Consider the following 14,203-nt stretch of genomic DNA (forward strand, 5'->3'; position numbering starts at 1 on the left):
GGAACCCGAAGGACCACGCCGTGGTGATCGGAGCTAGCATCGCCGGGTTGTGCGCCGCGCGGGTGCTCTCGGACTTCTACTCCACGGTGACGGTTTTCGAGCGCGACGAGTTGCCGGAAGCGCCGGCGAACCGGGCCACGGTCCCTCAAGACCGACACCTGCACATGTTGATGGCCCGCGGGGCGCAGGAATTCGACAGCCTGTTCCCCGGCCTGTTGCACGACATGGTGGCCGCGGGCGTGCCCATGCTTGAGAACCGGCCGGACTGTATCTACTTGGGCGCCGCCGGCCATGTCCTCGGGACGGGGCATACCCTGCGCAAGGAGTTCACCGCCTACGTGCCCAGCCGGCCGCACCTGGAATGGCAGCTGCGGCGACGGGTCCTGCAGCTCTCCAACGTCCAGATTGTGCGGCGCCTGGTCACCGAGCCACAGTTCGAGCGCAGGCAGCAGCGAGTGGTCGGCGTGCTGCTGGATTCCCCTGGTAGCGGCCAAGATCGGGAACGCGAAGAGTTCATAGCTGCCGACCTTGTCGTCGACGCAGCCGGCCGGGGTACCCGACTGCCGGTTTGGTTGACGCAGTGGGGATATCGGCGGCCGGCCGAAGACACCGTGGACATCGGCATCAGCTATGCCAGCCACCAATTTCGCATTCCCGACGGGCTGATCGCCGAGAAGGTGGTGGTCGCCGGCGCCTCACACGATCAGTCGCTGGGGCTAGGCATGCTGTGCTACGAGGACGGCACCTGGGTCCTCACCACCTTCGGGGTGGCCGATGCCAAACCGCCGCCGACTTTCGACGAGATGCGTGCACTCGCGGACAAACTGCTGCCGGCCCGCTTCACCGCCGCGCTGGCGCAAGCCCAACCGATCGGCTGTCCGGCGTTTCATGCTTTCCCAGCCAGCAGATGGCGTCGCTACGACAAGCTGGAACGTTTCCCGCGCGGAATCGTCCCGTTCGGCGATGCGGTGGCCAGCTTCAATCCCACCTTCGGGCAGGGCATGACGATGACCTCACTGCAAGCCGGCCACCTACGACGGGCGCTCAAAGCCCGCAACTCAGCTATGAAAGGCGACCTGGCCGCCGAACTCAATCGGGCCACCGCCAAGACCACCTATCCGGTGTGGATGATGAACGCAATCGGCGACATCAGTTTCCACCACGCCACCGCTGAGCCCCTTCCCCGATGGTGGCGCCCAGCCGGTTCGCTGTTCGACCAATTCCTCGGGGCCGCAGAAACCGATCCTGTTCTCGCCGAATGGTTTCTGCGACGGTTTTCGCTGCTGGACAGCCTGTACATGGTGCCGTCGGTACCGATCATCGGTCGCGCCATTGCTCACAATCTGCGATTGTGGCTAAAAGAGCAGCGTGAGCGTCGGCAACCCGTCACAACCCGACGGTCGCCCTGAACAGCTTGGCGGGTTGGCCGGCGGTCAGCCGGATCGGGCCGTCGTCGGCCGCCACCCAGGCGGCCGTGCCGCGCTGTAGCGTGAGCGACCCGCACTTCCCGTGCACCGTCGCCGAACCCTCGGTGCATAACAAGATCTGTGGACCGTCATGGCCGGACGACGCGTCGACCTCGTGGCCGAGGTGATCGCCGTCGAGCACCAGTAGCGTGGCCGCGAACTCATCGGTGGGCGTCTCAAAGACCAGCCCCAGCCCCTCGCGCCGGATCGGGGGCCGCAGCCGAGCCTTCGGCGTGGGGGCGAAGTCCAGCACCCGCAACAACTCGGGCACATCGACGTGCTTAGGGGTAAGTCCACCGCGTAACACGTTGTCGGAGTTGGCCATCACTTCCACACCGAAACCACGCACATAGGCGTGCAGGTTGCCGGCCGGCAGGAAGATCGCCTCCCCAGGAGCCAAGCTGATGCGGTTGAGCAACAACGCCGCCAGCACACCGGCGTCGCCGGGATAACGTTCGCCGAGTTCCAGCACTGTCTTGGCTTCGGCGCCAAATTCCGTTGCGCCGGAGCTGACGTACTGGATAGCGCCGTCCAGCACGGCAGGCACCAGCACGTCGATGTCGGGCTGGGGTGCGGTAATCCAGGTGGTGAACAGCGCACGCAAACCATCGGCATCGGACCCCTCGCTCAGCAAGTCGATGAACGGGTCGAGGTCGGATACGGCCAGCGCCCGCAGCAGCTCGGTGGTGCGAGCCGCCTCCCGGAATCCGGCCAGCGCCTCGAACGGCTGCAGCGCCACCAATAACTCTGGCTTGTGACTGGTGTCGCGGTAGTTGCGGACGGGTGAGGACACCGGAATGCCCATTCGCTCTTCCCGCAGGTAGCCCTCAACCGCCTGCTCGGCGCTCGGATGGGCCTGCAACGATAGTGGCTCGTCGGCCGCCAACACCTTGACCAAGAACGGCAACACATCGCCGAATCGCGCGCGCGACGCGGAGCCGAGCTGCCCCTCCGGATCCGCGACCAACGCTTCGAGCAACGAGGTTTGGCCATGCGGCGTCTGCAGCCAAGCCGGATCACCCGGGTGTGCACCGAACCATAGTTCGGCCTCGGGGTGAGCGGCCGGCACCGGACGCCCGGTGAATTCGGCGATAGCGGTGCGCGATCCCCAAGCGTAGGTGCGTAACGCGCCACGTAGCAGTTCCACCGGCGATCTATCCTCGCACCAGTCGCAGATACACGGCGGCCATCTCCAGCCGAACGGCCAATACCGCCCCCCCGGATCCCACGGGGGCGTCGAGCAGCTCCGGCACATCCTCAGCCGCGACCAGATAGGCGTCATCGAGCCCGGCAACCCGAGCGGCCACCACCGTCCGCTCGCCGGCCAGCGCCAGCGCCAACACCCGCAGCCGCTGCGGTGCCGGCCCATCGATTTCCTCGTCATGGAACAGCGCATCCGGCGGCGTCCCGGCACGTAGCGCCACAACCGCATCCGAAAGCCTGGTAGCGGCCACAACCTGGTTTGCGATCCGCAGCATGACCGAACTCCCATGCCGGGCCAGCGCCAGCGTCGCGGCATTGTCTCCAGCCAGGGCCAGCTGGCAACCGGAAACGCGAGCGGCAAGTGCCTTGGCCGGGTTGGTGAACACCTCTCGGCCGGCGCTGTTGCGGAGCGCCTCAGCATCCAGCTCGTCTGCCAGCGACGCCAGATCGATGCGCAGCTTGGGATCCACGGTTTGCAAGGCCGCCAGACCCGCGGCCAGGTACCGGGACAACCCGAACTCGTCAGGAACCCGCAGCCGCGGTTCCAGCACCGCGACGCGACCGGCCGTGCTGTCCCGCAGCGGACCCTCATACGGTGCCACCACGACAACCCGCGCGCCCCTGCGCACCCCGATCGCGGCGGCCCCGACCAGCGCCGGGTCGCCGGGGTCGTCGCCGGCAACGATCAGCACGTCAAGCGGCCCGACCCAGGGCGGCGCCGCACTGGCGAGCACGATCGGCTCGGCGGCCCCGGCACCTAGCGTCGAGGCCAGGATGGTCCCGGCGGTCTCAGCGGTCCCCCGGCCGGTCACCCAGATCACCGAGCGGGGACGGTCACTACCGCGCAGCAAGTCCAGTTCGCCCTCGTCGGCCGCGGCAGCGATGGCACGCACCTGTGCGCCGGCCATCGATGCGGCCCGCAGCAGGGCACCCCGGTCGGCAGCGATCAGGCCTTCGGTGTCCTCGAGATCGATCGCCCGGGCGACGTTCACGGTCCGGCCTTCGCATGTGCGCTCTGGGCAGCGATTTCAGCGCTGACCTGACGTACCACCGCGTCAACGTCCCCGACGCTGCGGCCCTCCACATTGAGCCGCAGCAACGGCTCGGTGTTTGAGCTGCGCAGGTTGAACCAGCTGTCGTCGCCTAAGTCAACGGTCACGCCATCGAGGTGATCAATACTGACAATCCGGTTGCCGAACGATTTCAACACGGCCTCCACACAGGCCGAAGAGTCGACCACGGTGAAGTTGATCTCGCCGGAGGATTCATAGCGTTGGTAGTCCGCGGTCAACTCCGACAGCGGTCTGCTCTGCTCACCGAGGGCGGCCAGCACATGCAGTGCGGCCAGCATTCCGGAATCGGCACCCCAGAAGTCACGGAAGTAATAGTGCGCCGAATGTTCACCACCGAAAATCGCCCCGGTCTCGGCCATCAGTGCCTTGATATAGGAGTGCCCAACCCGCGAACGCAGCGGCGTACCGCCGCGCTCGGCGACCAGCTCGGGCACCGCGCGGGAGGTGATCACGTTGTGGATGATGGTGGCGCCGATCTCCCGGTTGAGTTCCCGCGCGGCCACCAATGCGGTAACCGTCGACGGCGAGACCGGCTGGCCGCGTTCGTCGACCACGAAGCAGCGGTCGGCGTCGCCGTCGAAAGCAAGCCCGATATCGGCGCCGGTGTCACGCACATAGGCCTGCAGATCCACCAGGTTCGCCGGGTCCAGCGGATTGGCCTCGTGATTGGGAAACGATCCGTCGAGCTCAAAATACAAGGGCAACAAGGTGATCGAGTCGATCACCCCAAGGACCGCCGGCGCGGTGTGACCGGCCATGCCGTTGCCGGCGTCCACGGCCACCCGCAACGGACGTAGCCCCGAGGTGTCCACCAGCGATCGCAGGAACGCCCCGTAGTCGACCAGCACGTCCTGGTCGGCAATGGTTCCGGGCGTCCCGTCGTATCGTGCGACGCCGGCGATCAGGTCGTCACGGATGGCGGTCAGCCCGGTATCGGCTCCGACTGGTTTGGCGGCGGCCCGACACATCTTGATGCCGTTGTATGCCGCCGGGTTGTGGCTCGCGGTGAACATCGCTCCCGGGCAGTCCAACAGCCCCGAGGCGAAATAAAGCTGATCGGTGGACGCCAAACCAACTCGCACCACGTCGAGGCCCTGCCCGGTCACCCCGGCCGCGAACGCGTCGGCCAGCGACGGCGAACTGTCCCGCATGTCGTGACCGATCACCACTGGTCGCGCATCCTCGGTCCGCATCAACCGCGCGAATGCGGCGCCGAGATCGGTAACCAGCGACTCGTCGATCTCTTCGCCGACCAGCCCGCGTACGTCGTAAGCCTTGATAACGCGGTCCACAGCCGCGGCGGGCCAAGACATGCGCGGGCTCCTGACAACCTAGATTTTCTGCGACTCTTGGCCGCCAGCCTATCGGCCCGCGAACGACGCGGGCCGAATCGGTCTCGAACAGCATGGGAAGACTAGTCGGCGGGGTCGGGCAACACCCGTAGATGTCCGCGCCGGCGCCCGGCCCCAGGCTCGGGCGGCGCAAGCACGCCACCCCCGGTGGGCGCTCCGGTCGCCGCAGCGGGAAAATCGTCGAAACCATGCAGTGGCGCGCCATTTCCGCCTGGATGATGCCGGCGCCCCGCGCTCGGGCCACCCTCGCGCACCGCGTCCGCCAGGGCCACCAGGTCGTCCTCGTCGGGGTGGCTGGGCAGCGGCCCGGCGTGACGCACGAGTTCCCACCCGCGCGGTGCAGTGATGCGACCGGCATGGCCGACACACAGATCCCACGAATGGGGCTCCCGCGCAGTGGCAAGCGGACCGATCACCGCCGTCGAGTCCGAGTAGACGAACGTCAACGTCGCCACTGCATAGTGCGGACACCCGGGCCGGCAGCAGCGACGGGGTACGTTCACGACCGAAAGGCTATCGTGCACCAACGCCGCCGAAGCGCCGGACACGCGCATCCGTCCACGCCGCGATGTTTAACCGTTACCATCGGCGCGTGAGCGATTCCCGCAGCTCCTCGTGGAGCCGTCGGTCGCGGGGCGGGTCGGTAGCGCGGCGAGCAATCCGGCGGGGCCGCGAGATGCGCGGGCCACTGCTGCCGCCGACAGTCCCGGGGTGGCGCAGCCGGGCCGAGCGGTTCGACATGGCAGTGCTGGAAGCCTACGAACCCATCGAGCGACGCTGGCAGGAGCGGGTGTCGCAGCTGGACATCGCGGTCGACGAGATCCCGAGGATCGCAGCCAAAGATCCCGAAAGTGTGCAGTGGCCGCCGGAAGTCATCGCCGACGGACCGATCGCGCTGGCCCGGCTCATCCCGGCCGGCGTGGACGTCCGCGGAAATGCGACGCGCGCGCGAATCGTCTTGTTTCGCAAACCAATTGAACGACGGGCCAAGGACACCGAGGAACTTGGTGAATTGCTGCACGAAATCCTGGTGGCCCAGGTGGCCATCTACCTGGACGTCGACCCATCCGTCATCGACCCGACGATCGACGACTAGTTCGCGCCGCCGACTCCGGCGGCCGGGTCAGATGATCCCGCGTTTGAGGCGGCGGCGCTCGCGTTCGGAAAGACCACCCCAGATGCCGAACCGCTCGTCATGAGCCAGGGCGTACTCCAGACACTCGTGCCGCACCTCGCAGCCCATGCAAATCTTCTTGGCCTCACGCGTGGAGCCGCCCTTCTCCGGGAAGAACGCTTCGGGATCCGTTTGCGCACATAGCGCACGGTCCTGCCATTGGTCGGTGGCTTCCGGCGGCAGAGGTTCCTCGAATGGCGCCGGCGCCTCGGGAACCAAACTCAGATGCGGTCGCAAAACTGCCGTTGCTGATGCGGTAGCCGATCCGGTAGTGGTATGCGGTGTGCCTCCCATTACACCCCGAAGGTGTTCATAGGACATGCCTCCGCCTCCTCACTCGATAGATAGTGAAATGGTTTCCCACTGTTTTGATGTACAGTTAACCCAATTCGAACAAGTGATCGAATCTCGGTCTGCGACACCGAAACCGGCCGGCCAACCGCGAAATGACACTGATGTGATTAGACACAAGTTGGGGACGCGGGTCAAGTGTGCCGGCGCATTTCCATATCATCTCGTAATAAAATTTCCGCGGTTCTGTTGTGGTTGGGTCCCGGCGTGTCGAGCGTGACTCGTAACCAACGTTTGGTGATGGGCGCCGGGAGGTACTGTCCTGCGATGTGAAGGTCACCGTTCTGGCCGGTGGAGTCGGCGGCGCCCGCTTCCTGCTCGGGGTCCAGCAGCTGCTCGGCCTGGGCCAGTTTGCTGCCAATTCTGCCCACTCGGACGCCGACCACCAACTGAGCGCTGTCGTCAACGTCGGCGACGACGCCTGGATCCACGGGCTGCGTGTCTGCCCGGATCTGGACACCTGCATGTATACCCTGGGCGGCGGGGTGGACCCCCAGCGCGGCTGGGGCCAGCGTGACGAAACTTGGCACGCCATGCAGGAACTGGTGCGCTATGGCGTGCAGCCCGACTGGTTCGAGCTCGGGGACCGCGATCTGGCCACCCATCTGGTGCGCACCCAGATGCTGCAGGCCGGCTACCCCCTGTCACAGATCACCGAGGCCCTATGCGATCGCTGGCAACCGGGCGCCCGCTTGCTGCCTGCCACCGACGACCGTTGCGAAACCCATGTAGTGATCACCGACCCGGTCGACGAAAGCCGCAAGGCGATCCATTTTCAGGAGTGGTGGGTGCGCTACCGTGCCCAGGTGCCGACGCACAGCTTTGCTTTTGTCGGCGCTGAAAAGTCCAGCGCTGCAACCGAAGCGATCGCCGCCCTGGCCGACGCCGACATCATCATGCTGGCGCCGTCTAATCCGGTGGTCAGCATCGGCGCCATCCTGGCCGTCCCCGGGATTCGCGCGGCGTTGCGGGAAGCAACCGCACCGATCGTCGGCTACTCGCCGATCATCGGCGAAAAGCCGTTGCGCGGCATGGCCGATACGTGCCTTTCGGTTATCGGGGTGGATTCCACCGCGGCCGCTGTGGGCCGGCACTACGGCGCGCGGTGCGCCACCGGGATACTGGACTGCTGGCTGGTGCACGACGGCGACCACGCTGAGATTGACGGGGTGACGGTGCGGTCGGTGCCGCTGCTGATGACCGACCCGAACGCGACGGCTGAGATGGTTCGCGCCGGGTGCGACCTTGCGGGAGTGGTAGCTTGACCGGCCCCGAACATGGCTCCGCCTCGACCATCGAGATCCTGCCCGTCATCGGGCTGCCCGAATTCCGTCCCGGCGACGATCTGAGCGCCGCCGTCGCCGCGGCGGCACCGTGGCTACGCGACGGTGACGTCGTGGTGGTTACCAGCAAGGTGGTGTCCAAATGCGAGGGCCGGCTGGTTCCGGCTCCCGAAGACCCCGAGCAAAGAGACCGATTGCGCCGCAAGCTGATCGAGGATGAGGCAGTGCGCGTGTTGGCGCGCAAGGACCGCACGTTGATCACCGAGAATCGACTCGGGCTGGTTCAGGCGGCCGCCGGCGTGGACGGATCCAACGTCGGCCGGTCCGAGTTAGCGCTGCTGCCGGTCGATCCTGACGCCAGTGCCGCAACCTTGCGCGCCGGGCTGCGCGAGCGGCTCGGCGTCACCGTCGCCGTGGTCATCACCGACACCATGGGACGCGCCTGGCGCAACGGCCAGACCGATGCCGCAGTCGGCGCTGCCGGTCTGGCGGTGCTGCGCAACTATGCCGGTGTCCGCGACCCATACGGCAATGAGTTGGTGGTCACCGAGGTCGCAGTCGCCGACGAGATCGCCGCGGCCGCCGACTTGGTCAAAGGCAAACTGACCGCGACGCCGGTGGCGGTGGTGCGTGGGTTCGGCGTGTCCGACGACGGCTCGACAGCCCGGCAACTGCTGCGGCCGGGCGCCAACGACCTGTTCTGGCTCGGGACCGCCGAAGCGCTCGAGCTGGGTCGCCAGCAAGCCCAACTGTTGCGCAGGTCCGTTCGCCGGTTTAGCACCGATCCGGTGCCGGGCGACCTCGTCGAGGCTGCGGTCGCCGAGGCCCTCACCGCGCCAGCCCCACATCACACCCGGCCGACCCGATTCGTGTGGCTGCAGACACCGGCCATCCGCGCGCGGCTGCTAGATCGGATGAAAGACAAGTGGCGGTCTGATCTCACCAGTGACGGCTTGCCCGCCGACGCGATAGAACGCCGGGTGGCACGCGGCCAGATCCTCTATGACGCACCCGAAGTCGTCATACCGATGCTGGTGCCCGACGGAGCACACAGCTACCCCGATGCCGCCCGCACCGACGCCGAGCACACCATGTTCACGGTCGCCGTCGGAGCGGCCGTACAAGCCTTGCTGGTCGCGCTGGCCGTGCGCGGGCTGGGCAGTTGCTGGATCGGCTCGACGATCTTTGCCGCTGACCTGGTCCGCGACGAGCTGGACCTGCCAGTCGACTGGGAGCCGTTGGGCGCCATCGCGATCGGATATGCCGACGAGCCGTCCGGGTTGCGCGACCCGGTGCCTGCCGCCGATTTGCTGATCCTGAAGTGACATTCGCTCTAGCGACGATAGGCTACCCAGACATGGCGGTCCTGCAGCCGATGCCAACCATCAACCTCCCGACGGATCAATTCACCGCGTTCGGTCAAAAGTGGCTCCTCGGCTCGAAATTCTCCAAGAAGGACGACAGGACTTAGGCGCCGTGATAGATGCCGCTGTGGGCGGCGCACTGTCGGTGATGCTCGGCAACATCCCATTGGTGGTTCCGAACGCCAACCAGCTGTAACCTTCCCAAGCGCCGACGTGTACCGCTGCTATCCGGCCCGATTCCAGGGACAGCCACCCCATGCAACCTAGTCATCCGACGCGCCCTGGTGCGGTCATCAGATATGTCGGTAGCTCCCTTGATACTTGTCCCATGACGACGTTCGCCGGCAAAACGGCTGCGTCCGCTGACAAGGTGCGCGGGGGCTACTACACGCCGCCGGCGGTGGCCCGATTCCTTGCCCACTGGGTTCACCAGGCGGGGCCGAAGATCCTCGAACCATCCTGCGGCGATGGCCGAATCCTGCGCGAACTCTCCGCCATCACAGACCACGCGCACGGTGTGGAACTCGTTGCGCGCGAGGCGAAAAAGTCGCGGGACTTCGCGTCCGTCGACACTGAGAACCTTTTTACCTGGCTGCACAAGACCCAACTCGGCAGCTGGGATGGCGTTGCCGGCAACCCGCCCTACATCCGCTTCGGAAACTGGGCATCCGAACAACGGGATCCGGCACTCGAATTGATGCGGCGTGTGGGCCTACGACCGACCAAACTGACCAATGCCTGGGTCCCGTTTGTCGTGGCGAGCACGACGCTAGCGCGTGACGGCGGCCGAGTGGGCCTGGTGGTCCCGGCGGAATTGCTTCAAGTCACCTACGCGGCGCAGCTACGCGAATTCCTGCTGAGCCGCTATCGGGAGATCACCCTGGTTACCTTCGAGCGGCTGGTGTTCGACGGAATCCTGCAGGAAGTTGTGCTGTTCTGCGGCGTCGTCGGTCCCGGTCCTGCACACATACGCACCGTCAGGCTCGGCGATGCGAACGATCTGAACGCGCTGGGGGACAAGGACTTCACCAATGAGTCAGCGCCGGCGCTTCTCCACGAAAAGGAGAAGTGGACCAAGTACTTCCTCGACCCCGCTCAAATCCGGCTACTGCGAGGACTCAAACAGTCCGCCACTATGATCAGGCTCGGCGAACTGGCCGACGTGGATGTGGGCATCGTGACCGGCCGCAACAGCTTCTTCACGTTCACCGATGCCAAGGCACAAGCGCTGGGATTGCGAGCGCACTGCGTTCCCCTGGTCTCTCGCAGCGCCCAACTCAGCGGGCTGATCTATGACGAGGATTGCCGGGCATGCGATGTCGCCGGCAACCACCGAACGTGGCTACTCGACGCCGCGGACTATCCAACCGATCCAGCTCTCGTCGCTCACATCACCGCGGGTGAAGCGGCCGGCGTCCACCTCGGCTACAAGTGCTCGATCCGCAAGCCATGGTGGAGCACACCATCGCTGTGGATGCCCGACCTCTTTATGCTGCGCCAGATCCACTTCGCCCCGCGGCTGACCGTCAACGCTGCCGCGGCGACCAGCACCGATACCGTGCACCGGGTCCGGCTCGACCCGAACGTCGATCCGGCAACTCTTGCCGCGGTGTTCCACAACAGCGCGACATTCGCGTTCGCCGAGATCATGGGCCGCAGTTATGGGGGCGGCATCTTGGAGTTGGAGCCTAGGGAAGCCGAGCAACTACCTATGCCACCGCCGGCGTACGGGAGCGCAGAACTTGCCCAGGATGTTGATCTCCTGCTGAAAGCAAACGAGATCGACAAGGCGCTCGACGTCGTGGACCGTCACGTTCTGATCGACGGGCTCGGCTTGTCGCCGCGCCTGGTCGCAGGTTGCCGAGCGGCATGGCTCACGCTCCGCGACCGCAGGACCAAGCGCGGATCTCGGCGATAACCGCGGCGGGTGAGCGCCTCGCGTGCCCGGCCAACGATGTCGATCTCGGCGCAAGAAGCTCAAACGTCGGACGAGTAACGGATCCCGCCGTCGGGAAGAAAGACACCGGGCCATACCCGGGCACCACTTAACAACTCGCAGCGCGCGCCGATGTCGGCCCCGTCGCCGATCACACCGTCGCGGATCAACGCCCGCGGTCCGATGCGAGCACCGAAGCCGATGATCGAACGCTCGATCACGCACCCGGCCTCCACCCGGACACCATCGAAGATGACCGCGCCGTCCAATCTGGTGCCGGGGCCGATTTCGGCACCACGCCCCACGACGGTGCCGCCAATCAGCAACGCACCGGGAGATACCGCCGCACCGTCGTGCACCAACTGCTCACCGCGGTGACCACGCAAGGCCGGAGACGGGGCGATGCCGCGCACCAGATCCGCCGATCCGCGAACGAAGTCTTCCGGTGTGCCCATGTCCCGCCAATAGCTGGCATCGACATAGCCGTAGATCTTGCAGTCGCCGTCGGCGAGCAAGGCCGGGAACACCTCGCGTTCCACCGAAACCTCCCGGCCCTGCGGAATCCGGTCGATGACGTTGCGTTCGAAGACATAGCAGCCGGCATTGATCTGGTCGGTCGGCGGATCCTCCGTCTTCTCCAGAAAGGCGACTACGCGGTCCTCCTCGTCGGTGGGTACGCAGCCGAATGCCCGCGGGTCGCCCACCCGCACCAGTTGCAGCGTGACATCGGCTCGATTGCTTCGGTGGAAGTCCAGCAGTTGGGCCAGATCCGCGCCCGAGAGCACATCGCCGTTAAACACCATCGCGGTGTCGTTGCGCAGCTTGCCGGCAACGTTGGCGATGCCGCCGCCAGTCCCCAAGGGATGCTCCTCGGTCACGTATTCGATCTGTAGGCCCAGTGCGGACCCGTCGCCGAACTCCGCTTCGAAGACTGCGGGTTTGTAGGACGTACCCAGGATCACGTGCTCGATGCCCGCTGCGGCGATCCGCGACAGCAGATGGGTGAGGAACGGCAGTCCGGCGGTAGGCAGCATTGGCTTGGGCGCCGACAGCGTCAACGGCCGCAGTCGGGTACCCTTGCCACCGACCAGGACCACCGCATCGACTTGGTGAGTTGCCAACTCAGTGCCGCCCTTCTACCAGCTTCAGTTTCCGTCTGCGGGACCTGCGCAGTGAACTGCGCACCATGAGGTGGGAACGCAGCGCCAGTGATCCCCGCAGGGTCCAGCGCAGCGGAGCCCGCCACCAACCAGAATGTCGGTCGGCTAAGAAGATATAGGTGCTTTTGTGATGGGCGGCCAGATGGCTTGCCGGGTCGCGACCCGTCGAATGCGCCTTGTGGTGCAGAACCTCGGCTGACGGCACATACACCGACAGCCAACCGGCTTTGCCAAGCCGGTCGCCAAGGTCGACGTCCTCCATGTACATGAAGTAACGTTCGTCGAATCCGCCGACCTGGCCAAACGCCGACCGGCGCACCAGTAGGCAAGACCCCGACAACCAACCCACCGGCCGTTCACTGGGCTCCAGCCGCTCCTGCCGGTAGGCCGTCGTCCACGGATTGCGCGGCCAGAACGGCCCGAGCACTGCGTGCATGCCGCCGCGGATCAGGCTGGGCATCTGCCGCGCCGACGGGTACACCGACCCGTCGGGGTCCCGAATCAGCGGGCCCAGCGCGCCCGCGCGGGGCCAGCGGGAGGCGGCGTCCAGTAGTGCATCGATACTGCCCGGGCCCCATTGCACGTCCGGGTTGGCCACGATCACCCAGTCATCGACCCAGGGTTCGCCGGCATCGCCCGCCATTTCACCGAGCTGGGCGATCGTCCGATTCACCGCGGTTCCGTACCCGAGGTTGGCCCCTGTGGGCAGCAGCCGCACGTTGGGGTAGCGCTGCACCGCGGCCTGCGGGGTGCCGTCGGTGGAGCCGTTGTCTGCCAACAGCACGCTGACCGGCCGCTCGGTGGCCAGCGACAACGACGCCAGGAACCGCTCTAGATGGGGCCCCGGCGAGTAGGTCACCGCTACCACCGGCAGGACGTCAGTCACGCGTTGAGGGTAACCGTCGATCGATCGAAGTTGAGTTCGCAGGTGCTGCCAGCGCCGTGGCCAGTGCGCTGCGCCAGTGCCGTAGCGGCGTCAAGCCCGCCAGCGCCCACTGCCTGCTCGACAGCGCGGAATAGCTCGGACGCGGCGCGGGCCGCGGAAACTGCGCGCTGCTGACCGGACGCACCCGCTGTGGGTCGGCACCGCATTCTTCGAACACCGCGCGGGCTTGACCGAACCGGGAGACCACGCCCTCGTTAGCGGCGTGCAACACGCGTCCGCGCACGCCCGCGTCGGCCAACGCCAGCAGCGCCTCGGCCAGGTCGGCGACGTAGGTCGGCGACCCGGTCTGGTCGTCGACCACATCCACCCGACCGTGTCCGGCGGCCAGCCGGCGCATGACGGCGACGAAATCCTTGCCGGTCCCGCCGGTGTAGACCCAGGCGGTCCGTACCACGGCAGCCTCCGGGAACGCTGCCAGCACAGCCTGCTCGCCGGCGAGTTTGCTGCGGGCATACACGCCCTGCGGCGCGGTTTCATCGGTGGGCTCGTAGGGCCGGGGCTCGACGCCGCCGAAGTCGCCATCGAATACGTAGTCGGTGGAGACGTGGATTAACCGAGCACCCACACGAGCGCACGCACGGGCGAGGTGTTGCGGGCCAGTGGCATTGACCGCATAGGCGACTGCCTCGTTGCTCTCGGCGCCGTCGACGTCGGTGTAGGCGGCGCAATTGATCACCACGTCACCGTGTCGGATGATCCGCTCGGCCGCAGCGGGGTCGGTGATATCCCACTGCGAGGAAGTCAGCGCCAGCATATCGCGGCCTTCCCGGGCGGCCTGTGCCGTCAGATGGCTGCCCAGCTGCCCGCCCGCACCGGTGATGACTAGCCTTTCTGACCTGCCCGCCATGTGTTTGAGTCTGGCACGCCTCGGGCACGCCGGGGTTGGCTACCCGAC

At 66.4% G+C, this 14,203-nt stretch carries 13 protein-coding genes; 5 read left to right on the forward strand and 8 right to left on the reverse strand.

Features of this window, described 5'->3' with window-relative positions:
• Positions 1–20: 20 nt before the first annotated feature.
• On the forward strand, positions 21–1,409 hold the full coding sequence (locus FF952_RS17175; protein WP_003417051.1) for an FAD-dependent oxidoreductase: 1,389 nt from the start codon (positions 21–23) through the stop codon (positions 1,407–1,409).
• Here FF952_RS17175 and manA read toward each other — a convergent pair.
• The 4 genes from manA to FF952_RS17195 all read right to left on the reverse strand — a co-directional run bounded on the left by manA (position 1,387) and on the right by FF952_RS17195 (position 5,597).
• Positions 1,387–2,613, reverse strand: coding sequence for a mannose-6-phosphate isomerase, class I (manA, locus tag FF952_RS17180; RefSeq protein ID WP_003417054.1), 1,227 nt, complete (start codon positions 2,611–2,613; stop codon positions 1,387–1,389). The two genes, FF952_RS17175 and manA, sit on opposite strands and share 23 nt — an antisense overlap.
• Positions 2,614–2,620: 7 nt before the next feature.
• Positions 2,621–3,661 carry a hypothetical protein gene (locus FF952_RS17185; protein WP_003417056.1) on the reverse strand — a complete coding sequence of 347 codons (1,041 nt, stop codon included), beginning with the start codon at positions 3,659–3,661 and terminating at the stop codon, positions 2,621–2,623.
• Positions 3,658–5,055: a phosphomannomutase/phosphoglucomutase gene (locus FF952_RS17190; protein WP_003901581.1), complete on the reverse strand. Its 1,398-nt coding sequence runs from the start codon at positions 5,053–5,055 to the stop codon at positions 3,658–3,660. Before FF952_RS17190 ends, FF952_RS17185 begins: the two co-directional genes overlap by 4 nt.
• Positions 5,056–5,156: 101 nt before the next feature.
• Positions 5,157–5,597 carry a DUF3499 domain-containing protein gene (locus tag FF952_RS17195; protein WP_180744027.1) on the reverse strand — a complete coding sequence of 147 codons (441 nt, stop codon included), beginning with the start codon at positions 5,595–5,597 and terminating at the stop codon, positions 5,157–5,159.
• A gap of 173 nt (positions 5,598–5,770) precedes the next feature.
• Between FF952_RS17195 and FF952_RS17200 the strand changes: the two genes are divergently transcribed.
• Positions 5,771–6,190 carry a metallopeptidase family protein gene (locus tag FF952_RS17200; protein WP_003417076.1) on the forward strand — a complete coding sequence of 140 codons (420 nt, stop codon included), beginning with the start codon at positions 5,771–5,773 and terminating at the stop codon, positions 6,188–6,190.
• A gap of 27 nt (positions 6,191–6,217) precedes the next feature.
• Here FF952_RS17200 and FF952_RS17205 read toward each other — a convergent pair whose 3' ends face one another.
• Positions 6,218–6,562 (reverse strand): WhiB family transcriptional regulator, encoded by a 345-nt coding sequence (locus tag FF952_RS17205; RefSeq protein WP_003900662.1) that lies wholly within the window; start codon positions 6,560–6,562, stop codon positions 6,218–6,220.
• Positions 6,563–6,888: 326 nt separating this feature from the next.
• Here FF952_RS17205 and cofD point away from each other — a divergent pair, with 326 nt between their 5' ends.
• The 3 genes from cofD (at position 6,889) to FF952_RS17220 (ending at position 11,184) form a co-directional block, all read left to right on the forward strand.
• Positions 6,889–7,884, forward strand: coding sequence for a 2-phospho-L-lactate transferase (gene cofD / locus FF952_RS17210; protein ID WP_003417087.1), 996 nt, complete (start codon positions 6,889–6,891; stop codon positions 7,882–7,884).
• Positions 7,881–9,227 carry a coenzyme F420-0:L-glutamate ligase gene (locus tag FF952_RS17215; RefSeq protein ID WP_003900663.1) on the forward strand — a complete coding sequence of 449 codons (1,347 nt, stop codon included), beginning with the start codon at positions 7,881–7,883 and terminating at the stop codon, positions 9,225–9,227. The genes cofD and FF952_RS17215 overlap by 4 nt, the downstream gene beginning before the upstream one ends.
• A gap of 295 nt (positions 9,228–9,522) precedes the next feature.
• Positions 9,523–11,184, forward strand: a complete 1,662-nt coding sequence (locus tag FF952_RS17220) for an Eco57I restriction-modification methylase domain-containing protein (protein ID WP_003417095.1) — start codon at positions 9,523–9,525, stop codon at positions 11,182–11,184.
• A 59-nt stretch (positions 11,185–11,243) separates the two neighbouring features.
• On the opposite strand, the gene manB is transcribed toward FF952_RS17220, so the two are convergent.
• Genes manB through rfbD form a run of 3 tightly spaced genes read right to left on the reverse strand, consistent with a single transcriptional unit; the run spans position 11,244 to position 14,155 of the window.
• Positions 11,244–12,323: a mannose-1-phosphate guanylyltransferase ManB gene (gene manB / locus FF952_RS17225; RefSeq protein ID WP_003417097.1), complete on the reverse strand. Its 1,080-nt coding sequence runs from the start codon at positions 12,321–12,323 to the stop codon at positions 11,244–11,246.
• Position 12,324: 1 nt separating this feature from the next.
• Entirely contained in the window at positions 12,325–13,230 is a 906-nt protein-coding gene (gene wbbL, locus FF952_RS17230; protein ID WP_003901582.1) for an N-acetylglucosaminyl-diphospho-decaprenol L-rhamnosyltransferase, read from the reverse strand.
• A gap of 10 nt (positions 13,231–13,240) precedes the next feature.
• Positions 13,241–14,155: a dTDP-4-dehydrorhamnose reductase gene (rfbD, locus tag FF952_RS17235; protein ID WP_031653934.1), complete on the reverse strand. Its 915-nt coding sequence runs from the start codon at positions 14,153–14,155 to the stop codon at positions 13,241–13,243.
• Positions 14,156–14,203: the final 48 nt, after the last annotated feature.

Origin of the sequence: Mycobacterium tuberculosis complex sp. N0072 (assembly GCF_030323725.1) — a bacterium.
In the GTDB taxonomy this organism is placed as follows: domain Bacteria; phylum Actinomycetota; class Actinomycetes; order Mycobacteriales; family Mycobacteriaceae; genus Mycobacterium; species Mycobacterium tuberculosis.

Bases quoted from the DNA above. Each gene is read 5' to 3' on its own strand.
- FF952_RS17190 (WP_003901581.1), bottom strand. From the start codon at position 5,055: ATGTCTTGGCCCGCCGCGGCTGTGGACCGCGTTATCAAGGCTTACGAC.
- FF952_RS17200 (WP_003417076.1), top strand. From the start codon at position 5,771: ATGCGCGGGCCACTGCTGCCGCCGACAGTCCCGGGGTGGCGCAGCCGG.
- FF952_RS17205 (WP_003900662.1), bottom strand. From the start codon at position 6,562: ATGGGAGGCACACCGCATACCACTACCGGATCGGCTACCGCATCAGCA.
- FF952_RS17220 (WP_003417095.1), top strand. From the start codon at position 9,523: ATGCAACCTAGTCATCCGACGCGCCCTGGTGCGGTCATCAGATATGTC.
- rfbD (WP_031653934.1), bottom strand. From the start codon at position 14,155: ATGGCGGGCAGGTCAGAAAGGCTAGTCATCACCGGTGCGGGCGGGCAG.